Origin of the sequence: Edaphobacter dinghuensis, from assembly GCF_014640335.1 — a bacterium.
Classification (GTDB): domain Bacteria; phylum Acidobacteriota; class Terriglobia; order Terriglobales; family Acidobacteriaceae; genus Edaphobacter; species Edaphobacter dinghuensis.
Map to the genome: position 1 here is coordinate 68,609 of NZ_BMGT01000004.1, position 19,492 is coordinate 88,100.

The window sequence follows — 19,492 nt, forward strand, 5'->3', positions numbered from 1 at the left end:
CAGCGAAGCGATTCACAGCGCTCTTTGCAGTTCGGCTACGCCCGGCAGATTGAGTCCTTCATAAACAGAGAGAACACGGCGCGTCATCAGATAGTACGTCGCAATCGCCCGCTGGGCGTAGTCAGGAAATGAACGCTCAAGAGAGCCTATTTTCGCTGCGCTTCTAAGGCGGCTTAAATGCCACTGGATCTCTCTGGCATTTTTTCTGAGCTCCTCGGTAAGCGCCAACGCCTCCGGGTACCACTGCTGCACATAAAACACCAAGTCCACCAAGACTTCGCAGTTCCGCTCCAATACCTCGAGCCCTTTCAACCCGCCAATCAAGTCCCATATATCTGAAGGATCCAATTCCGGCCCCGACGTGTCATCAGGGGAGCGTTGGTTGCCAGACTCATCGATTAGATCGAGAGCTATCAGTGCGACGTTATCGCGGTCTACCGACATCAATCGACGCAGCAAATCCTCAAATTTGCCATAGGGATATTTGCGACGCTTTCGGGCCTGAAGGTAGTAATAGAGACCTACGCCTAACAGGATGGTGACGAAGGCGGCCAGAAAGGCTAGAAAGTAGATTGTCCGAATTTCAATCATTTTCTCAGTGCACGAAATTTCTGAAGATCGTATTCCAGTCGGCGATGCAAAGTAAAGAGACCGTTTCGCATCTCTCGCGGAAGCTCTTTAGGCGCTGGAGCCTCGCGCCAAAGCATGACAATCCAGTAGGCCACGCCAATGAGATACGCTGTCATTCGGATATACGTTAGCGCAAAGGAGAATGAGGAATTTCTATCCATTCCCGTAATGTTCTGTCCAGCGGAAGTCAAAAGCCCGATGAGCGAAAAGAAGCCGAGTCCCTGCGCGATTCTCGCAACATGAGTTTTCCAGGGAAGATGGACGGTGGCAGCAAGCACAATCATCACGAGCAGAATCTCGCAAATCCATGCGGATGAAAAGAAATTTAGCCACGTGAGGGCCGATGCACCAGACAAGCCCTTCGGGTACTTTGGAATAGAGCTCAGAGTTGCAGCAATCAACACAGTAACTGCAATGCCCACTGTGAATGGGCCCTTCGCGTCCGGAGCCCACGATCCAGTTGGACAGAACGTATGTCTCGCGATCTCGTACGTGACACCCACCTGAAGCAAAAGATCTGGAGTGACAAGCCAGTAATACGCAACGTCGTAAGTGCTCCTCGTTGCTGTCCTGAAGATGACAAAAAGCACTATCGTCTTCAGGAACTCGAAAGCGATGAACAGAGTGAAGATGGGAAAGCTCTTCATTCGTCGCCGAGTCCACAATACCCCAATCAACAGAAAATGCCCCAGAAGGCCGGCTGCCCAAAACAGGAAGTCGCTTCTGATCAGATGCATTCCGCTCCTCCAATCGAGCGGCCGGTCTCGGGGGCGCCCTCTCACCTATCTTAAGCCCCGCTGTCTACAGGGTCTGCAAAATAGTGAGGATGACTGTCATGAGATCGGTCTGGGGTTCCGGATCGGTTCCGCCTACGACAGTCGGCGGCGTGGATGGCGGTGTCGTAGTTGTCGTGGTGGTAGAGGAAGAGCCGCTTGACTGCGCAAAAGCAGGGTTTGAGCTGAACGAAAACACGCTCAGGGCAGCGGCGATCGCGAGAACGCGAGCGGATTTCTTGAACATTGCTTTGTCTCCTTTGCAGCGCAGAAGTGCGCTGGGCGGAGACTAGAGAGGAAAAGAAGAAATTCAGATCGATTCGCGCGTCCGTTGCTTATAGGAAATATGGGAGGTTTTTTATTGCTACTCTCGTGGCATTCTGAAACATCGGCACAATCAGTACTTAGCCCGCAAGAGTCCAGTAAATTGCGCTGCGTTTGTCGTATAAGCAATAAAAATCGGACCTTTGTGGGATTAAGTGGCGACTCGATAGGCCGTTGATGCGCGGTCATGTCAGAATTCAGCGCTATACCAGGCCTCGTAAAGTGCCGACCAGACTTTCTCCGGACGCCTAAGTCAGGTCGGGAACAGCTGTCCGCTACGAAGGGCTAAAAGCAACGCCAGGAGCCGGCGATGAGAGCAGATTTTATAAGCGATGTTTCGCCGCCGCCTATGCTCGACCGCGCTTTTTCGGCCTTGCGTACTGACGGGTTATTTTGAGTTCGCCTTTCACGGACTTCATATACTGCGCATCGATTTCCAGTGCTGCTCTCATGTTGAAGACCAGCACACTCCTGTCCGTGAAGTGGATCTCAACACACCATCCGCCGTCTTCCTCAATAACAACTTGCTCGATGAAAGCAACGGTTTTGCCGACAGCTTCTTTGAATTGAACCGGTGCCCTACTGAACCGCGTTTGTCTTCTCATTACCCCGCCTTTCACAGCAAATCGCATGAATTGTTTCTCCGGGTGCATTTTTACGTGGCCATTGGGAAAGCGTCTAGCGGCGTGCAGCAGCGCAATGGCGTCGGGCTTTATTGAGGCAAAGCACAGGCACGCTCGGCAAGAGTTTGTACCGATAGTCAGTAGCTGCTGGTGGTCTTTTCTACGAGGGAGAGGCAGGGCGAGAGCATGGGTGAGTGGGAGCGTTGCTTGCTGATTTCCCGTGTCTAGAGTTCGCGGACAGCGAAAACCCTGAATCCGGACAAATGGATGGTTCCAGAAATCGGCTTCCGCTCCAGTGGGATGTCCTCAGCTGCTCCTGAGAGGCAGCGGTCGGGCTAGAGTAGATTCACATCCAGGACTCTCTTCCCAACCCTAGCTGATGAGCGAATACTATAACTGCGATGCCGCTTTGTCCCTGTTCACTGTGCGGCCGGCGGCAGCACTATTCATCTTCTAGGTCATCGTCCTCGAAGTTGTTGGATGCATCCTCATCGCCGTCGAAGGCACTTGCGTATGCAGCGCGCTCCCTTTTATCCCTCCGGACCTCAAGCAACTGACTTCCGGTTGTATGCTTCGGTGAAAAGCAATATTGCACGTAGGCTTCAAAAAGAGAGAGATTGGACTTGCCTCGCTTCAGCAGATCCTGAAGATGCCGCTTATACATGAGTGCCAATGCGTCAGGAGTAATGACGTATCTCTCATTTGCGCCTTGCTTCTCGAGAGTCGCTTCTAACCATCCCTCTTTGATCCATTGCAAGATTTCTGATTTCCTTACGTGCAAAGCTGCCGACAAGCTGCTTAGTGAAAACTGATCGCATCGAATGTCACGCATCCTAAGCTTGGAGCGATATAGCATATTGCGAACAGCCTGTGGACTTCGGTGCAAGCGTGCCGCAACCTCTTGCAGCGGCCTACGCACAAGTTCTTCCCGTGCCATTTCAATTTCTTCCTCGCTCCATCGCCGATAGTCTGTGCTCTTTTTAAGACCGTGCTGGATGAGGAATCTCCAACACTGATCGCTGTTTCTCCCGCTCATCTTCTGAAGGCGGACGACCACGCCTTCCAGCTTGTTCCCTGAAAGTACCTTGGCTTGGGCGGCCATGGCATAAGCTTCGGCACTCCACTCGCCTGTTCCCAAAACAGCCCTCGCATTGTGGCCTATGCAGAGCCACGAAATACACGAATAAACCCCTACATTGATGTACGAACGAGAATGCGAAAAGCGGACACTTTAGCTCTTGAAAAAGGCACTGAAATGCCGGTTTCAATTGAGGACCCAGATGATCTGGCACGGGATACGTCACTCGCCGTGACATTCCACACCGTTCGAAAATCGATGGGGGCCTCGCTGAGGCTCGAAAGCATCTTCGTTAGCACTCACTTCAGTTCAGGTCGCTAGATTGATATTCCCTGTAGCGCGACCGCGCGTCCTGTTATCGCGAAATAGCGACGGACGACATGCCGAACCTTTTTAACGCGGCCTCGTCCAATCTGGAAGTGTACTTGCCATTGAAGGCTGTCCGAAAAAGAAGAATTCTGTGCCTGGTGGAACATGCTGTAGAGCGGCGCGGCGAGGTAGACCTGCCGTCATTGCTCTGTGGCTTCACCGGCGAGACGGAAGCTGGAATTGTGAAGACAAGCAAGCCCCTCGTTTATCAGAGCTGCTGGGTGCTGTGGCGGCGCTCTGACAATGCGGTGATTGTCTTCGTGGAGGTGTGATAGATGTCGATATTTCGTCTTCTGGCTTGTCGCCAGCAGTGCCTGCCTATAGTCCCTCTATTGCTTTTTGCTGTTCTCACACTGCTTACCGCCCTTGCCCCAAGGCTTATCGCTCAGGCTGCCCCCGCTGCCATACGCGGTGCGACCATTTGGGTGGGAGGCACGTATTCGAACTTTCAAACTGATTTTGAAGGTAATCGCATCGGAGGCCTGGGGGTCTATACGGACCTCAACCTATCTCCTCACTGGAGCGCAGAAGCCGAAACCCATTGGTTCCGGCTCGGTGGCTACCGCGGCCAAACTGCCTCAAACTATTTAGCTGGGGGAAGATATCGGTTGTTCTTGCCGAACGATAGGATATTTCTCTACGCGAAGCTCCTGATCGGTTCCGGCGTGATGACATACCCGAGCGATATCGGACACGGAAGCTACTTCGCTTATGTCCCAGGCGGTGGTGTCGATTTCCATATTTCTGACCGGGTCTCCTGGCGTCTCGACTATGAATATCAGTTGTGGCCTGGAGCCCCCGGATTTCCCGGCATTCCGAGCCATGGCCTGACGCCGAACGGGATCAGCTTGGGCGCTGCATGGCGACTGCCTTGACCTCGAACCTGCTTGAATGGCTGGTACCCGTGGATGGATGATCGAATGGCGGCACGTAGGCCTACTATCTCGGGGCGGTCTATAGAGAATTTCCGGAAACCAATATAAGAATCAATAGAGCAGGAGTCGAAGCGCGATGATGTATGTGAAGAATGTTCTCCGGGGGCTCTGCCTCTTGGCAGGTTGTACGTTGCCACTCGGGGGCATTTCTAGTGCGCAGACGGTTGTCGGTAACGTTGCTGTTGGCAAAAGTCCAATAGCGTCGGCCACCGATCCGGCTCTCAGCAAAATCTATGTCGCCAACAGTGGTTCGTCCAGTGTGACAGCGATAAATGAGTTCACCAATGCGGCAAGCACCATCGCTGTCGGCAATGACCCAACAGCTTTGGCAGTCGATCCAGCTTCTGGCAGGCTCTATGTGGCTAATACCGCCGATGCTACTGTGACTGTCATCGATGGGAGCTCAAGCAGTGTCCTGTTCACTATCAAGGTAGGCAGGTCCCCGGTCGCCATAGCCGTCAATTCTGTGACAGGCAAGGCGTACGTGGCCAATCGAGATGACAATACGGTCACGATCATCGATGCCGATACGAGCGGGACTTCGCTGGTGGCGGTTGGCGCAGCGCCAGTGGCGATCGCCGTAAACCCCGCCGACAACAGCGTCTATGTTGCCAACCAGAATAGCAACAATGTCACAGCAATCAATGGAACGGATGGCACCACTGCTACCCTGGTCGCTGGCAGCAGCCCGGCCGCGATTGCGGTTGAGCCGACCACAGACACCGTTTATGTCGTGAACAAAGGGGACAATACCGTCAGCGCCTTTGATCGCGCCTCGGATAGCGTGGCCACATTCAGTGTCGGGGCCAGCCCTTCATCCATCGCGATCAATCCCGTAACTAATCGAATCTATGTACCAAGCTCTGAAGATGGAAACCTCACAGTCATTGATGGTTTGGCTGCATCTACGACAACGATAACTGTAGGGACTCCGGCGATCGCGATTGCAGTGGACTCAAACATCAACAAGATCTACGCGGCGAATGATCAGACAACCGGAGGAATATTACTTAGCGTCGTCGATGGGGGAACGAATAATGTAACCGAAATTTCCGGTAGTGGAAGAGCATCTACGATCGCGATCGACTCCAAGAGCGGCCGCGTCTACGTGCCCACTACCGACACTAGCTCAACAGTAGTGATTAACGAGGCAACGAACCTAAGCGTGGCCGATAGTGTTGGCAAGTTTCCGGAGGCGATTGCCTTCGATCCCGTTATCGGTTTCGCATTCATTTGCAATATAGGCGATGGCACGGTATCCATTTTCGATACGGGTGCGAACAGCGTGACCTCTTTATCTACAGCCACTTCGCCAATTTTCAATTCGCCTCTCGCCGTCGCTGCAAATCCGGTCACCAGCAGAGCATATATTGCCAACGCCTGGGGCGGGACGGTAAGCGTCTTGGATTCGGTCGCAAAGGTAGTCACCCAGAGCATCCCCATTGGCTATTCAGAGCAGGATACGGTTACAGTCGACCCGGTTGCGAATAAGGTCTATGTCGCGGTCAGCTCGCAGAATGAGCTAGCCATCATCGACGGCGCAACAAACAGTCTCAGCACTCTCCAGGTGGGGCAATACCCGGTTGCAGTCGTGGTCAACCCTGTTACGAACAAAATCTACGTTCTTAATGAGAGCAGCAATTCCGTCAGTGTTGTTGACGGTGCAACCGACGAGATTACGGCAACCATTCCCGTGCCGACGAGCGTCAGCCTTGCTCTGAACCCGAATCTAAATCAGATCTATGCTGCCGGTGAGGCTGGAACACTAACAGTCATTGATGGCGCCACCAACAGCACCTCAACGATTCAACTTCCCAAGAATCTGAATGCCAGCTCTAATTACGAATCGAGCCTCGTGGTAAATAACCAGACCAACCGGATCTACATTGCCGACACGGAGGACGCGAATCTTACAGCGGTGGCCGTCGTGGATGGGGCAACTGGAAAGCTTCTCACATCCGTGAGTACGACCGCATCCGCAGGGGTGATGGCAATCAACCAACTGACTAATCAGATCTATGTCGCCACGGCCGGGAGTGATACGACTGCACCTCCTGGGCTAATGGTCGTCGATGGCCCAACCAGCGTATCGAAGACGTTTCCGCTGCCATCCGATTCTCCGGGGCTTGCGATTGATCCGGCGACAGGCAAAATATACGCGACTGTTTCGAGCAATAATGACGTGTATGTCTTTACCCCTAATATCCTTGACCCCATCCCTCTTACAACGACGATTTCTGGGGTCGTAGACGACCAAACGGTCAGCACGGCAAAGATTTTTCAAACCAAGAATACTTCGCCGGTCTTTACCGCACGAGTTTCCAGTTCCTACGCGCCATCATCTGCGACTGATCTTCAGGTCAATCCCACGCCATCAGCGGTTTACTATGAAGTAGATGGGGGAGCCAGTCCGTGGACGAGGGCTGCGTCCAGCTCTGCAAATGGCGCTAACCCTGCTGAATTCAGTCTGTGTCTATCTAACATTCCGGTTGGGCTTCACACGTTATACGCATTTCCGTCCTACGGTGACGAGGCGGGAGAATCTGGACCGGGAAATGGCAGCGGAAACGCCTCACAAGTTGGAAACATCACGGCTGTCCCGTTTCTGATTGAGCCTGGAGGGACATCTGGCAATACTGGATCTTCAACATGTGCTTCGACCCAGCCGCCGTCCGGCCCAACTGCGGAATCCACGACAACGATCTCGGCCAGCGTCAACCCCCAGACCGTAGGAAGTAGCGTCACCTTCACCGCCACAGTGAGCGCCTCATCCGCGAACGGGACACCAACCGGAACCGTTACTTTTTTCGATGGAACAACTCAACTTGGCGCGGTTGCTCTGGACAGCTCACTTACCGCGGCCTTCTCGACCGCTTCACTAACGGTCGGCTCTCATTCCATTACCGCTGCCTATGGCGGAAACGCCACATTTATTAGCAGCACGTCCACCCCACTCATGGAAACCATCGTGTCGCCCGCGCCGATCGCGACCACCACGACGTTGGCTTCGAGTGCAAATCCGCAAACAGTCGGATCAAGTGTGACTTTCACCGCAACCGTCCATCCATCTTCATCAGGTTCAGCGTTGCCTACAGGGTCAGTATCGTTCTTTGACGGAGCAGCGTTGCTTGGTACGACGTCTCTCGGAACAACTCTCACGGCAACATTCACAAGTTCTTCGCTTGTGCTCGGAAGCCATTCCATCACGGCAACCTACAACGGGGATAGCAACTATTCGGAAAGCACTTCGCCGGCTCTGATTCAATCGATTGTCGCGGCCCCTGCATCTGGCGACTTTACTCTTTCTGCGCGCCCGGCTTCGTTGACTTTTGCTGAAGGTGGAACCGGCACTATTACGCTCACGATCTCACCATTGGGTGGGTTTCAAGGGACCGTGAGCCTCTCCTGTGACGATCTCCCGTCAAATGTCGCTTGTTCGTTCCAGCCATCGACGATCAACGTGACCAGCACTTCTGCACAGCAAGCTGTTTTGACGCTCAGCGCTTCAACGAATGCACAGATACAAGCAAAACGCACCGGATCCCGCCTCGGACTTCTTCCTTGGCCTCTTATTGGCTGCCTGCCGGCACTGGGCTTCAGTGCGACCCTCCGGTATGGCCAGAAACGAAAGCGCCGCGGAAAGAGGAAGGAAAGATTGGCGATAATACTCACGCTGCTGATTTCATTGTTGGCGTTGGGCGGTTGTGGCGTCACGTTCAACGGTCTCCCGAACACGAACAAGATCATCGTGTCAGCGAGTGCTAACAATGGAGGACTTGTCCACCAGGCGGTCATCAGCGTAACAGTGAATCAGTAGTCTATGGTTCGAAGATCTACCTGCTTATATCTGTATCCAGACTGCAGGTTGCAGGATTGTCGGCAGGTACGCGGCCGTCGATTCCAAGTTTCAATTAACGCTATGCTATGAACCGATCTCGTTACACTCTATCTCCAGTCCGTTCTCCTGCGAGCCGTTCTCAAGCTCAACATGGATAGCTTTATTTTCATATCGCCTTAGGAATGAAGAACTGTCATACGGTACCTGCCGAACATCTGCCCAACCATAGATCAGGTATTCACCAGGTGCCAGTTTGTCCGCTTTGAACATGCCCTGGGAATCGACTGGAACCAGCTGACTTGTGTGAGACGAGATAGATTCCACTACGACGCTGGCGCCTTGCTGCGCACTGTCACCCAGCTTCAGAGTTCCCGTGATGCTTCCGTATGCGGCCCCTGTCACCAGGGTTAGCGGACTATTCGAATGCAGGTCGTCGAGGGTGAGAAGCGTCCCTCCGACACTCCGGCCAGAGACGAGGATGTCTGTGGCGTATAGTCCGCTGCCGGGGCTCAATGAAATGTAGTATTTCCCTGATAGGACACCCGCTAATGAAAACGACCCGTCAGGTTGGACAGCAGCGGCATAGCGATGCGCATCAAAGGTTGCTGCCGATTCCAGTACCACTTCGACCGTTCCATGCGACGCAGAATCGGGATAGCGAATTTTTCCCGCTACGTTATATGGCTTGACCTCTGTTATGACTGCTTGCCCGGAAGTAAGTTGTCCGACGGAGATGAATGCTGCTCCTTGGTGAGTCACCCCATTTTGGGACCAAAGCTCCGTCAGCCGGTATTCACCAGGAACAAGCCCTTTGACACTGTAATTGCCGCTCTTGGAATCTGCCGAGATCCGAACATTTGTTGAGACGGCAAAATCCTCACCCAGCGCGGATACCTGTAATGCCTTATCCCTTGCCTGTCCTGCGGCAGACTTCACCTGAAAATCTGACCCGGGGTCCTCCTGTATCTGGACCTGAATAGACTGAGTTTCTCCAGATCCAAGCTTGACGAGATTGTTGGCATCGAGATCGGTATTCGTGGGATAGACTTCGAACAATGGAAGGCGGGTCGGCGCGACGGAGCCAGACTGAGCGCGAGTAATGCTGCTACTCCGCCGCAACGCACTGGCGATCAGGATGTAGGAACCCGGTTCAAGATGTACGCATTCAAAGGCTCCCTGTGCGTCTGTATTCGTTGAGCACTGCGGCGTTGGCATCATCCTGCCGTGCCGTGCTTCGATGCGATAGGCCATCACGTGACCCTGTATCGTGCTGTCATCGCTGGCCAGTAAGGAGCCTATCAGCGATGAATCGTGTGTTCTGCCCGGTGCCTGGGCCTGAAGGAGGGTGCAGCTCAGAAATGCAGCGCTTGCGAAGAATCGCGATAACAGCATGCGGCGAACCTCATAACCTTTGGGGATACGAAAAGGCAGGCAAAAGGAAGGCGTCCGTGATTTGAAGCATCGTGTGGCGAGAAATTGGTGATGCGATCGCTCAACGCCCAACCCGTGGCCATAGCAAACAGAGTGCCCGATGGATGCTTCACTGGGCACTCTGTTCTGCATTAGGGCGTGACGGCCCGGATGCGGCTGTTATATTGATCGGCGATATAGATCACACCGGAACTGCCAACCGCGACATCATAGGGAACATTCAGTTCTGCGGCAGTCGGGGAGCCCCCGTCGCCCGAATATCCCCGGGTACCGTCTCCCGCGTAGGTCGTGATGATCCCGGTAGATGCGGTTACCTTTCGGATTCGGTAGTTCAGGCTGTCTGCGATGTAGATGTTAGCCGAGCTGTCAACGGTAATGCCCCTGGGCTGTTCCAGTTCCGCGCTCGTTGCGGCACCCCCATCCCCACTGTACCCGCGTGTGCCGTTCCCGGCCACTCTTGAGATGATGCCCGTAGAGGCTGTCACCTTACGGATAACATTGGCGGAAACGTCGGCGATATAGATGTTGCCAGATCCATCGACGGCAACGCCGTATGGAGTATCGAGTTCCGCACTCGTTGCCGCGCCGCCGTCTCCAGTGTCGCCTGCTGTTCCGTTGCCGGCTACCGTCGTAATAATGCCGGTGGACACTGTAACCTTGCGAATTCGGGAATTGTTGCCGTCAGCGATGTATACGTTACCTGAACTATCAACTGCGATACCCGTAGGAATGAGCTCCGCGCTGGTCGCGGCTCCCCCATCTCCGCTGTACCCGCAGTTTCCATTCCCAGCGATTGTGGAGATGGTCCCTGCTGGCACTACCTTTCGGACGCGGCAGCCCGATGAATCAGAGATGTAGGCGTTCCCGGAGCTATCCACGGCTACGTCGTAGGGATATTCGAATTCTGCGTTGACCGCCGCCCCTCCGTCTCCGCTGTAGCCAACCGTTCCATTTCCCGCAAAAGCTGTGATGATGCCGGTGCTGAGCGTGACTTTTCTGACCCGATTGTTGTCGAAATCGGCGATGTACAGATTGCCCGAACTATCAGTGCCGACTCCGCTCGGAAAGTCTATTTCCGCGCTCGTCGCTGCGCCTCCATTTCCCGAAAAACCTGCCGTGCCGTTTCCGGCGTAGGTTGATATCGTCTGGGCATCGGCATGTGTGCTGCCAATCGCGATCGCAGCGCAGAACGGCAACGCCGCGATCACCGAGGCCCTGATTCTCAACCGATCAGAGCGTTTGCCGCATAGGGTGGCCTTCAGGTTCCCAGCATCTCCAAAGGGGGATATCCTGCCCGAGAGCAGGAAAGGCAAGTTGCGTTTGATGGCCGTGTGCCATGTCGACTTCATTGTGAATACCTCCCAGCACCTTAGTAGAGAAAGTCTCAGTTGGCCGGTAATCGCAGCTGAGCAGTCGAAGTCTAGTTATGCATGGCTTCAAAACCAAGAAACTTGAGATAATTCAGCCTAATTCGTGGCGATGGCTGCTAATCCTTTTCGTGTCAATGCAGTGATGAACGGTTCTTGCATTATGAGCAGAAATGTAGAGCCTGTTAAATTTCCTATACGAAGCACGCAGGAGTTCGTTCATTCCCGCAGGACGGAGAACCCGACGCGGGCCATTGTGGAGGTGGGGCAAGAAGCCGCTGCAGTCAGCTTCAAAGTAGCTGGCAAGTCGAAAAGCACGATGTGCGCGCTAGAGCAGATCGCCGCGGAAATAACGGCGAACCTGAGGTTTGGGGCGGGAACCTGTGAGAGTCGTGGGAACAGATACAAACCCACGTAAACCTAATATTCCACTACCTTTATAGATATTGGGCCAAACGCAAATGAATACGGAAGTGATACGCTTACCGCGGAGGATAAATGAGCATTAACGCTGCAGCGAACGAACTCACTAAAGAGATCCAACGCTTGACCAAAGAGGCTGAACGCCTTACTAAACTCCGGGACTCGATTCTCTCAGGCTCGGCGCCTTTTGATCATCGAGGTGTGGGCGCCGGCCGCAAGAAAGCCGGCTCAAGGACAGCAGCTCACTCACAGGCACCTTCGAAGAAGTCCTCCGTAACGAAGAAGAGAACAATTTCAGCTGCGGGAAGAAAGCGGATCGCCGAAGCTCAGAAGCGGCGGTGGGCCGAGAAAAAGAAGGCTGAGTCCGGAAAGTAGCGGATGGGCATCTTCTGATCGGGCGTCATTCAACGCGTAGATGTTCGCCGCGTTTGACTTCGGCGCCCTCCACCTTTTCTTGTCTTGCAGCCGCAAGCTTGATTGCTTCCGTGTCCGGTATTGCTTCTCTTACTGCATTCCCCAGCATCTGCCTGAGGTCGTCGGACACAGAATCGAGGAGCATCTCCCAGTGTGCTCCATTCAAAGCGACATGAACCGTCTTGTATGCAAGAGGAAGTTCTTCCTCGCTCGGAATTACAACGCTGTCTTGCGCATTACGTTGACACCTGAGAGTGAATTCCACTCCCTCGATCCGCTTCAAACTCCGGCCTTTCAAGTAGTAAAGAACCATTGATTTCGTGCGGAGCGTCTTGCTTTCCGCGGCTCGTGCACGCCGAGTGAGACGATTCGCTTCGGACCTGCAATGTTGTGTCCGAGCTTCCATCGACTGGATGAAGCGAGCAATGCGGTCTACCTTTTCTCCGTGTGCCTTGCAGAACTCCTGAAAGCGTTCCATCAATATCGATGATGCCTCCCCCTCCTCATCGATCTGTTTCTGGATCTGCTCCATCAGGTCGTCCAACTCCATGTCAATCTCAAATAGCGAACAGTTCGTAGCAGTAGCAGACATAAAGAGCTCCTCATTTTTTAAGGGGTGCAGGACGCACGGAGATAGCCTCCGTGCGTCCTGCGATCATGCGACCTGGGCAACTGAATGTGCGGATCTGTTAGCAGGTTTAGGCAAAACCTCTCCAGCAACCTTCATCAGTTCCAATTTGCGCTCAGTTTCTTCTGTTTTTCCGGCTATCCAGGAAATGGCATTGGAGAGTCGCCAGGTGCTGTTGCCTGCCGGTAGATTGTAGGTATCGGGCGAGTTGTAGGCGTCAATCACCGCGTCTGCTTCCGATTTAAGAAGTAGCTTTTTGAGGGTTTCCTTTGCGCTGGCGGGATCGACCGCCGTTGCATTGGCAGCGCGGATCGTATCCATACGGCTATGGAGGGACTCGGCATTCAATTGCGACCCGATTACATCGCGCAGCGCGCTGACCGTGGTCTCGGCGTCAAGCTCGTACGTGCGCTGAGAATAGATCATCGATTCATCGAGCCGACGCCCAAGATGTACCTGCCGCATCTCTTCCTGAGTGATTGCCAGGTTGCTGCACCAGATCCTTAAAAGATAGGCTCGAACGGAAAGCGCTCCGTTACCAAAGTCTGAATTCTCAAGGCTCAGGCCGTACGCTACCAACTCTCCTGGAACAGGCTCGTAAACCTCGGGCATGATCGCTTGAATCGCGACCTTTGTGTCGGTCACGTATCCGTTATAGGGCAACGCGCCCTTCTTCTGCACCTCGGTGGCAAATGCTTCAATGATCGGCCGGGAATCGAGACGCCGATAGCGGTCCGAGAGGAAACCACGTACCTCGCCGTGGATGGAGCGCAAGAGGTACCGCTGCTTCCAGAAACGATTTGCGAAGACCGTACGGAGATTGTGCGCCAGCAGTTCCTTCGCCCAGAGGTTCGGGGTATTTAGCAGCCCGTCCATGAACTTGATCGGGAGGTCGGTCGTCTGTGCCATCTGCTGAACTGCATTGCGATGCAGTTTGAGACGAATTGCGCCGACCATTGAGTCAGCAAAGGACACCTGGACGCTGTGATCCTCCGCTACGTCAAAGGAAAGGCTGGCACCTGATTGCAGACGATCGGCTGGCTGGATGTTCATGACGTGGTCAATAACCTCTCCGGCTTTGACGCGGCCATGGTTGATGAGCTGCTCAAGCTTGTGGGCAGCCGCTGTCTTTGACTCCATAGTGAGGAGCATGTGTGTGGTTCTCCTTATTTGTGGACTAAAGAATAAGAGGCGGACGCCTCTCTGGCGATGTGGCGGGGGCAGACGGGTTGTTCCTCAACCGAGACCGTTCCCGGGTCGGTGGTTCCTATAAGCAACAGCCAGCGCGTTGACGCTGGTTATAGAAAAGCAGCAGACAAGTGGATTCAAGCACTCACGAGCATGACCGTGAATGAGTCGAATCGGGCGATCATCCTATGAATAGTTACAGATAGGCTATGGGATCCTTTCTCGGTTCGGCATAGCCATGCCGCCTCTCGTTATGGGTCAACAGTCATGGCAATGCCTGTCGACGCATTTTGTCGGAAAATGCGTAGTAGTTTTTATTGCCGGGATCCCAGCAGAGTGCCAAACTTTGCACAAAGTGCTTCCTGGCTATTCCGGCAGGGACCGAGGGACTTGTCATGGCTCATCCTCAAATGACTGCCGCGGCATATCGGCTGGTGCTCGTTCATCCCGATTCCCGCGAAGTGCTCGTGATTTGGTCAGCTGCAGGGCTTACATTTCCCGAGATAGCGATCCCCTGTGGCGCGCGGCTGGCAGAACACATACAGACATTCGTCAGAGACAAATGGGGTCTCCACGTCCTGGTTCTGGATACGATTCAGGCAGATGGACCTCATATGGCATGCGCGTTCGCAGAACTTCTTCTGCCAGATGAAGGGCAGTTCTTCCGGCGATTGCGCCTCAGGGATCTCGATACCGCGCTGATTTCGGAGATGCAGCGAGCGAGGGTGCAGTCGCTGCTTGACTCGACGGGGCATGACCAGACACCGTTCGCCCGTCTTGGCTGGATCGATGAAGCGGTTGCCTGGCTTCACGCTTCAACTCGTGATCGAATCTCTTCGAAGAAAGATATTCGGCAATACAATGCAGGCGCCGATTTGGCACTGATTCGGATTCGTGTCGAAGATGGATCCGGGTACTGGCTGAAGGCCACTGGAGAGCCGAACAAGCACGAGAGGACTATCACCGAATATTTGTATAGGGAGTGTCATGAATACATCCCGCGATTGGTCGCATCTCGTTCTGATTGGAACGCGTGGCTCATGCTGGAAGAAGGCAAGATGCTTCCATCTCCTCCGTACTCCTCCATTGAGAGCCTTACCGAATTAAGACAGGCCGTAACTTCGATGTGCGAAGTGCAGGACCGCTCATCCGGGGTGAGTCTCGACATTCTCGATGCCGGAGCATTTGACCAGGCGACGGAAGCGATGCGGCCTCGCATCCCGGAGATGTTTGACTATCTTGATGAGGCGATGAGCCTGGCCGCCGCCATGGGCGAGACTCGTTTGCCGACCGGAAGGATCAGGCAGCTGCAGAGAGTTTTTTCGGACGTTCTGGACGACGTCGAACATCTATACCTGTCCGAGGGGATCATCCACGGGGACCTTCGCTGGGAACACATTCTCACAGGCACAGGCGTCGCTCAGTTCATCGATTGGAGCGAACCTTATCTAGCATATCCCGTTATCTCACTTCAGCAGTTTCTTGACATGAACAGGATCGGAAGCGAGGACGTGCGGAATTTGATCGAAGAGGCTTTGATTCAGGAGTATTGCGACTTTTGGGCGATGTTTATGGATCGAGAACTTATTGAGCAATCGTTGATCTACATGCCGATACTCTCGCTAGGGTCATCACTGCTTGGAAGAGGCGACTGGTTTTATTCAGATACGCGGTACGATCCACTGCGATTGGCGAACGCCGTAAAGATTGCATTCCGGATGGATGCCGCGGCGGAGCATCCGCGACTCCGAGAAGCGTTGGATGACAGCGAGTAGCCAATTCGAACTGAACCAGGGCATCGCGTACCTTGAGCATGATGCCCCGAACCTCCCGTCCACCGGAGCACCCAGATGACGATGGTGCTCGTCGCTAAACTGCGATACGAGGAAGAAGCTGACTGGATCGAGCCGGACCTCGTAATCGAGGGCCAAACTGATGGTATCGTCCGCTATCAAAACAGGCCAAGCTGTTCGGCCGAGGCTTCGGAAGGGAGGGATGGGTCTGCAACGAAGATCGCGGGAGGTCCGCAAAGGATGTATGTCTCGCCCCCTGTCGTTACGCTGATACCGTGATAGAACCCCATTGGATCGTTCCGCGCGGACTCTCCCCAGTCTGGCAAGATCTTCCTCTTGTACGTCGTTGTCGCCTCCCAGAAAAGGTGCGCGGGGATAAGCCTGTACGCCTTTGCTCTCTTCGAGTCAGGAAAGACTGTCGCGCTGACTGTCACCCACAAGTCTCCCTGCCACCCGAAAGGTTTGCGCACTCTGTCGTTTGCACAGATTGTGTCACCGCTGTAGGACGACTCTATATCACCGGCTACACAATCCTTCGCGCCCACCTCCAATGAAGCCGTAAGGCGGGATAGGGGAACACGATAGGTGGTCAGTTCTGTCATAGGTTCGCTTTCTCGTCGATTAATGCCCTGCTTTCTGGAGGCTCTGATGAAGTTTCTCTCCTGGCAATCACCACGATCAGTATTTTGATTTCTAACGGATAAAGTCCAAAGGCTCCTGCTGCGCCGGCATCCATGCTCATGAGTCCATCTCGTCATTCGTAATCAGCTCAAGTCCTTCGATCATGTCGCCGTCGCAGTCAAAACGCACCATCTGCATCCCCTGCCTAGAGGCCTCGACGATGATCTCGATAAACCGGTCACTGAGGCCGAAGTCACGGGCCTCTTGGGTAAATGTTTCGATAGTTCCCGCATCTATATCCAGCAACGTGTAAAAGAAGGCGCCATAGAACTCGTCATGCGTTGCCAGATGCTGCGGTGCATTGTGCATCAGCAAGAGATCGTGGTCCGATTGCGGCAGGAAACCAGTCGATACGTCTATATATCGATATGTCTTGAACTCCATCGCTTCTCCTCGACTTCCGGGACGCCCCCGATTTCTCTGTCTCGATTTCACGCCATGCTCCTTACTTCCCGAATTCATAGCGTTTGCTACTCTCGCGACGCGACCTATTCCCTCAGCATTTCGGCCACGCTCTCCCACCGCTGCGCGGCCAGGCCGAGTAGCTCCCGGTGGCGGCCCTCTTCGTCCTCGATGCGCTTGTACAAATCGTCGTCCCGCAACTCTCCGACCTTCGCGCGAATCAACGCCGCGAGTACGGTTGGCTCCAGGGCATCCAGCTCCCAGCTTTCATCCCCGTGCTCGTTGCGGTATTTGCCGAAGCGGCTGTCCGTGCTCTTGGCTGGATTTGGCGGCGGATCATACCGCTCGATCTGATCCATATTGAGGGCAATCCGCGTGAACTCGAAATGCTTCGAATGGCCGATGTGGTGGGATAGAAACATGCGAATCCTCTCTTCGATGTCTCTGCTCATGTCCTGCCCGCTTGGATCATGGTCCCCGAGATGAATAATGTGAGTCCGTTGCCCCTTCCTCGCGTACCGAATGAACCGCTGCGCCGCGCCCCACATCTCGCTCTGGCTGGTGTATCCGCGGCATGAGAAGTAGCTGACATCCAGTTCCTCGCACACTCCTTCGATCACTCCCACCAGCGCATCTTTTTCGATCCATACTTCCGGGCGCACTTCGCAGTCCTGCCACTTGTCCATGCGGTACTGCTCGGCAACCGCCTCGATGATCGACTCCGGGCTCTCCCAATGACTAATGCTGCGCACGTTGCGGGTGCGATCTTCAAGCGCGTTCCAATCGATCAGGCCAGCCAGCCTTGCATCGTTGATGATCGAGCCGACGCGCTTGTACTCCTGCTGCCGGTTGGCGATCACGTCCCGGCTTACGAGCTGGTAGTACAGCTGGCGAAGCGTCAGTACAAAGCCTGCCGCCTGATATTCAGCAATGATCTGGTTGCAGGTATTGATCAGCGCGAGGCTGTCCGGACGAAAATTGAATGTTTGATAGGCCACTTTCGGCATACTCTCTCCACTACCTTCTTCACCCCTTAGCTCAACTCCACGCGGGAGTCCAGGGGGATTACCTCCCACGTCTTCTTGCTGCCGCTGATAACCCGTCCTTCGATCACCCCTTTGCGGGTGCGAGCGCGGCTGATCCGAACTCTGCGGCCATCCGGCAGATCGATGTAGCAATAGCCGGTCGCGGCCCAAAGATGCGCATTGATTTTGCGTACCGACGGCATCGGCATTTTTTGTCTCCTTGTGGTCAACGTCCCGACCTGTGGTTCATCTGGGACGCGCAGCGTCACTCACTGACGGCTCGCCATGCACCATGCAAGCGCTGAGGACATGGGTCAATCGCAATTGATGGTGGAAAGCGCTGTCGCTTTCAGCCACGCTGTTGATGAATAGGGGATCTCGCCGAGAGGATGGGGCGACTAGAAGGCCTTTGAGCAGGCACTTACACGAAGCTCAGACTAGGGCTTTCCTGGGAGGAAGCCGATCTCTTCGCCGCTGTCGCACAAATACGCGTACGCGCCGACAAGCCTCTCCGTGCCTTTGTCGAATTTGACATGGAAAGATAACTTGTGCGAAGGAGCTTCGTCCGGATCATCATGAAATTGGACATCGGCTACTTTGGTCCAGTCGTCCTGATCGCAGCTTTCGTCAGTTTGCCAACGCTTGTGATCGAGGATTTGGATACCATCTCCGAAGTCATACCGGTCGAAGACCTTTTACGCAGCTTCTTCCTGCTTTGTATAAATCTCTGGCATCTCGGTCTCCTGTTCGCAGTCGAGAGCGGCATTCTCGGATTACTTCATCGAGACACTCTCGACGCGAGTGCGTTGTGACCATCGTTCTGGATAGCCTGTTTACTTCCCAAATTCTTCACAAAGCACGGTGTAGGCGGCGCTCACGATTTTGAAGGCTTCCGTCGCTGCTTCGACGGTCATTCCAGTAATACTGATGCGGTCGGGATGCGTCGCAAGAGCCAGCTTGCGGAAAGCCTTTGAAATCTCCTCCCACGACGCATGGATGCCCACGCCGAGAATCTGCCGAGGCGACTTCTGGTTGCCGTACAGCACCTGCTCGGCTTCCTCCACTCCCATGCGTTCATAGAACGAGCTGGTCCATTGATGAGCATTGCCATAGCCCTCGACTTCCGGGTTGTAGCGCTTGCGCTTCCGGTCAATATCTGCCCATGATTTGGCCATCACTTCAACAGAGCCTCATACGGTTGGCTGTGACCGGGTATGCCCAGTGCCGCCAGATGCTTGCAGTGCCGCTGACGGATGAATCCGAAACATCCGCACGACCACCAGCGTCCGGTTTTGTGCTGGGCGATGATGTAGATGCGATCGCTCGATTCCGAGTGAATCTCGAAGCGATTGGTGAACTGTTTGTTGTCGGGAAGCAGGTCTGAATGGCGAGGTAGAAGAACATGTTGGACATGCGCGTACCTTTCTGGTTTTCGTCGAAGCAAAGCGGCGCGGGCTCGGCGCGACGACGGTCGGCGGTTGAACCGATCACCAAACTCGGGGCGGAGGAGGCTACGCACCAACTGCCGTTGTCGTTGGTCCCGGTTTCATAACCACTGCGTCTACTCCAT

At 54.3% G+C, this 19,492-nt stretch carries 22 protein-coding genes; 8 read left to right on the top strand and 14 right to left on the bottom strand.

All coding sequences use genetic code 11. The features are described 5' to 3' along the window. Positions 1-12 precede the first annotated feature (12 nt). From IEW09_RS16430 to IEW09_RS16440, 3 genes are all read right to left on the bottom strand, one after another. Positions 13-591 (bottom strand): hypothetical protein, encoded by a 579-nt coding sequence (locus IEW09_RS16430; protein ID WP_188555348.1) that lies wholly within the window; start codon positions 589-591, stop codon positions 13-15. Further along, positions 588-1,367: a hypothetical protein gene (locus tag IEW09_RS16435; RefSeq protein WP_188555349.1), complete on the bottom strand. Its 780-nt coding sequence runs from the start codon at positions 1,365-1,367 to the stop codon at positions 588-590. Before IEW09_RS16435 ends, IEW09_RS16430 begins: the two co-directional genes overlap by 4 nt. A gap of 64 nt (positions 1,368-1,431) precedes the next feature. Continuing rightward, positions 1,432-1,650: a hypothetical protein gene (locus IEW09_RS16440; RefSeq protein ID WP_188555350.1), complete on the bottom strand. Its 219-nt coding sequence runs from the start codon at positions 1,648-1,650 to the stop codon at positions 1,432-1,434. Positions 1,651-2,059: 409 nt separating this feature from the next. On the opposite strand from IEW09_RS16440, the gene IEW09_RS16445 reads away from it, so the two are divergent. Further along, the gene (locus IEW09_RS16445; protein WP_188555351.1) at positions 2,060-2,446 is read left to right on the top strand and encodes a hypothetical protein; all 387 of its coding nucleotides are present in this window, start codon (positions 2,060-2,062) and stop codon (positions 2,444-2,446) included. 346 nt (positions 2,447-2,792) lie between these two features. Here the strand turns inward: IEW09_RS16445 and IEW09_RS16450 are convergent, their stop codons facing one another. Further along, complete coding sequence (locus IEW09_RS16450; protein WP_188555352.1) at positions 2,793-3,452, bottom strand: hypothetical protein; 660 nt, start codon at positions 3,450-3,452, stop codon at positions 2,793-2,795. 443 nt (positions 3,453-3,895) lie between these two features. Here IEW09_RS16450 and IEW09_RS16455 point away from each other — a divergent pair, with 443 nt between their 5' ends. From IEW09_RS16455 to IEW09_RS16465, 3 genes are all read left to right on the top strand, one after another. Further along, entirely contained in the window at positions 3,896-4,069 is a 174-nt protein-coding gene (locus IEW09_RS16455) for a hypothetical protein (protein WP_188555353.1), read from the top strand. 3 nt (positions 4,070-4,072) lie between these two features. Then, positions 4,073-4,672, top strand: coding sequence for an outer membrane beta-barrel protein (locus IEW09_RS16460; protein WP_188555354.1), 600 nt, complete (start codon positions 4,073-4,075; stop codon positions 4,670-4,672). A 319-nt stretch (positions 4,673-4,991) separates the two neighbouring features. Next, the gene (locus tag IEW09_RS16465) at positions 4,992-8,549 is read left to right on the top strand and encodes an Ig-like domain repeat protein (protein ID WP_188555355.1); all 3,558 of its coding nucleotides are present in this window, start codon (positions 4,992-4,994) and stop codon (positions 8,547-8,549) included. 105 nt (positions 8,550-8,654) lie between these two features. Here the strand turns inward: IEW09_RS16465 and IEW09_RS16470 are convergent, their stop codons facing one another. Further along, a complete protein-coding gene (locus IEW09_RS16470; RefSeq protein WP_188555356.1) occupies positions 8,655-9,962 on the bottom strand; it encodes an MSCRAMM family protein in 1,308 nt (435 codons plus the stop codon). Between the two features lie 170 nt (positions 9,963-10,132). Then, a complete protein-coding gene (locus IEW09_RS16475) occupies positions 10,133-11,350 on the bottom strand; it encodes an NHL repeat-containing protein (protein ID WP_188555357.1) in 1,218 nt (405 codons plus the stop codon). Positions 11,351-11,866: 516 nt separating this feature from the next. On the opposite strand from IEW09_RS16475, the gene IEW09_RS16480 reads away from it, so the two are divergent. Continuing rightward, positions 11,867-12,166, top strand: coding sequence for a hypothetical protein (locus IEW09_RS16480; protein WP_188555358.1), 300 nt, complete (start codon positions 11,867-11,869; stop codon positions 12,164-12,166). Between the two features lie 25 nt (positions 12,167-12,191). Here IEW09_RS16480 and IEW09_RS16485 read toward each other — a convergent pair whose 3' ends face one another. Continuing rightward, positions 12,192-12,797 carry a siphovirus Gp157 family protein gene (locus IEW09_RS16485; RefSeq protein ID WP_188555359.1) on the bottom strand — a complete coding sequence of 202 codons (606 nt, stop codon included), beginning with the start codon at positions 12,795-12,797 and terminating at the stop codon, positions 12,192-12,194. A gap of 63 nt (positions 12,798-12,860) precedes the next feature. Continuing rightward, positions 12,861-13,985, bottom strand: a complete 1,125-nt coding sequence (locus IEW09_RS16490; protein ID WP_188555360.1) for a hypothetical protein — start codon at positions 13,983-13,985, stop codon at positions 12,861-12,863. Positions 13,986-14,416: 431 nt separating this feature from the next. On the opposite strand from IEW09_RS16490, the gene IEW09_RS16495 reads away from it, so the two are divergent. Then, positions 14,417-15,796, top strand: a complete 1,380-nt coding sequence (locus IEW09_RS16495; RefSeq protein WP_188555361.1) for a protein kinase family protein — start codon at positions 14,417-14,419, stop codon at positions 15,794-15,796. Between the two features lie 176 nt (positions 15,797-15,972). On the opposite strand, the gene IEW09_RS16500 is transcribed toward IEW09_RS16495, so the two are convergent. From IEW09_RS16500 to IEW09_RS16520, 5 genes are all read right to left on the bottom strand, one after another. Then, entirely contained in the window at positions 15,973-16,416 is a 444-nt protein-coding gene (locus tag IEW09_RS16500) for a hypothetical protein (protein ID WP_188555362.1), read from the bottom strand. Then, the gene (locus IEW09_RS16505) at positions 16,413-16,556 is read right to left on the bottom strand and encodes a hypothetical protein (protein WP_188555363.1); all 144 of its coding nucleotides are present in this window, start codon (positions 16,554-16,556) and stop codon (positions 16,413-16,415) included. Before IEW09_RS16505 ends, IEW09_RS16500 begins: the two co-directional genes overlap by 4 nt. Then, positions 16,553-16,879 carry a DUF5983 family protein gene (locus IEW09_RS16510; protein ID WP_188555364.1) on the bottom strand — a complete coding sequence of 109 codons (327 nt, stop codon included), beginning with the start codon at positions 16,877-16,879 and terminating at the stop codon, positions 16,553-16,555. The genes IEW09_RS16505 and IEW09_RS16510 overlap by 4 nt, the downstream gene beginning before the upstream one ends. A 104-nt stretch (positions 16,880-16,983) precedes the next feature. Beyond that, positions 16,984-17,904: a hypothetical protein gene (locus IEW09_RS16515; protein ID WP_188555365.1), complete on the bottom strand. Its 921-nt coding sequence runs from the start codon at positions 17,902-17,904 to the stop codon at positions 16,984-16,986. Between the two features lie 26 nt (positions 17,905-17,930). Continuing rightward, on the bottom strand, positions 17,931-18,131 hold the full coding sequence (locus IEW09_RS16520) for a hypothetical protein (RefSeq protein ID WP_188555366.1): 201 nt from the start codon (positions 18,129-18,131) through the stop codon (positions 17,931-17,933). Between the two features lie 366 nt (positions 18,132-18,497). On the opposite strand from IEW09_RS16520, the gene IEW09_RS16525 reads away from it, so the two are divergent. Continuing rightward, positions 18,498-18,734, top strand: a complete 237-nt coding sequence (locus IEW09_RS16525) for a hypothetical protein (protein WP_188555367.1) — start codon at positions 18,498-18,500, stop codon at positions 18,732-18,734. 21 nt (positions 18,735-18,755) lie between these two features. Here IEW09_RS16525 and IEW09_RS16530 read toward each other — a convergent pair whose 3' ends face one another. After that, a complete protein-coding gene (locus tag IEW09_RS16530) occupies positions 18,756-19,097 on the bottom strand; it encodes a J domain-containing protein (protein ID WP_188555368.1) in 342 nt (113 codons plus the stop codon). A 23-nt stretch (positions 19,098-19,120) separates the two neighbouring features. On the opposite strand from IEW09_RS16530, the gene IEW09_RS16535 reads away from it, so the two are divergent. Beyond that, positions 19,121-19,306 (top strand): hypothetical protein, encoded by a 186-nt coding sequence (locus IEW09_RS16535; RefSeq protein ID WP_188555369.1) that lies wholly within the window; start codon positions 19,121-19,123, stop codon positions 19,304-19,306. Positions 19,307-19,492: the final 186 nt, after the last annotated feature.

Coding starts and splice junctions, on each gene's coding strand:
- IEW09_RS16470 (WP_188555356.1), bottom strand. CDS start 9,962: ATGCTGTTATCGCGATTCTTCGCAAGCGCTGCATTTCTGAGCTGCACC.
- IEW09_RS16495 (WP_188555361.1), top strand. CDS start 14,417: ATGGCTCATCCTCAAATGACTGCCGCGGCATATCGGCTGGTGCTCGTT.
- IEW09_RS16485 (WP_188555359.1), bottom strand. CDS start 12,797: ATGTCTGCTACTGCTACGAACTGTTCGCTATTTGAGATTGACATGGAG.
- IEW09_RS16475 (WP_188555357.1), bottom strand. CDS start 11,350: ATGAAGTCGACATGGCACACGGCCATCAAACGCAACTTGCCTTTCCTG.
- IEW09_RS16460 (WP_188555354.1), top strand. CDS start 4,073: ATGTCGATATTTCGTCTTCTGGCTTGTCGCCAGCAGTGCCTGCCTATA.
- IEW09_RS16435 (WP_188555349.1), bottom strand. CDS start 1,367: ATGCATCTGATCAGAAGCGACTTCCTGTTTTGGGCAGCCGGCCTTCTG.
- IEW09_RS16525 (WP_188555367.1), top strand. CDS start 18,498: ATGAAATTGGACATCGGCTACTTTGGTCCAGTCGTCCTGATCGCAGCT.
- IEW09_RS16430 (WP_188555348.1), bottom strand. CDS start 591: ATGATTGAAATTCGGACAATCTACTTTCTAGCCTTTCTGGCCGCCTTC.
- IEW09_RS16445 (WP_188555351.1), top strand. CDS start 2,060: ATGTTTCGCCGCCGCCTATGCTCGACCGCGCTTTTTCGGCCTTGCGTA.
- IEW09_RS16515 (WP_188555365.1), bottom strand. CDS start 17,904: ATGCCGAAAGTGGCCTATCAAACATTCAATTTTCGTCCGGACAGCCTC.
- IEW09_RS16510 (WP_188555364.1), bottom strand. CDS start 16,879: ATGGAGTTCAAGACATATCGATATATAGACGTATCGACTGGTTTCCTG.
- IEW09_RS16500 (WP_188555362.1), bottom strand. CDS start 16,416: ATGACAGAACTGACCACCTATCGTGTTCCCCTATCCCGCCTTACGGCT.
- IEW09_RS16520 (WP_188555366.1), bottom strand. CDS start 18,131: ATGCCGATGCCGTCGGTACGCAAAATCAATGCGCATCTTTGGGCCGCG.
- IEW09_RS16480 (WP_188555358.1), top strand. CDS start 11,867: ATGAGCATTAACGCTGCAGCGAACGAACTCACTAAAGAGATCCAACGC.
- IEW09_RS16505 (WP_188555363.1), bottom strand. CDS start 16,556: ATGAGCATGGATGCCGGCGCAGCAGGAGCCTTTGGACTTTATCCGTTA.
- IEW09_RS16530 (WP_188555368.1), bottom strand. CDS start 19,097: ATGGCCAAATCATGGGCAGATATTGACCGGAAGCGCAAGCGCTACAAC.
- IEW09_RS16440 (WP_188555350.1), bottom strand. CDS start 1,650: ATGTTCAAGAAATCCGCTCGCGTTCTCGCGATCGCCGCTGCCCTGAGC.
- IEW09_RS16450 (WP_188555352.1), bottom strand. CDS start 3,452: ATGGCCGCCCAAGCCAAGGTACTTTCAGGGAACAAGCTGGAAGGCGTG.
- IEW09_RS16490 (WP_188555360.1), bottom strand. CDS start 13,985: ATGCTCCTCACTATGGAGTCAAAGACAGCGGCTGCCCACAAGCTTGAG.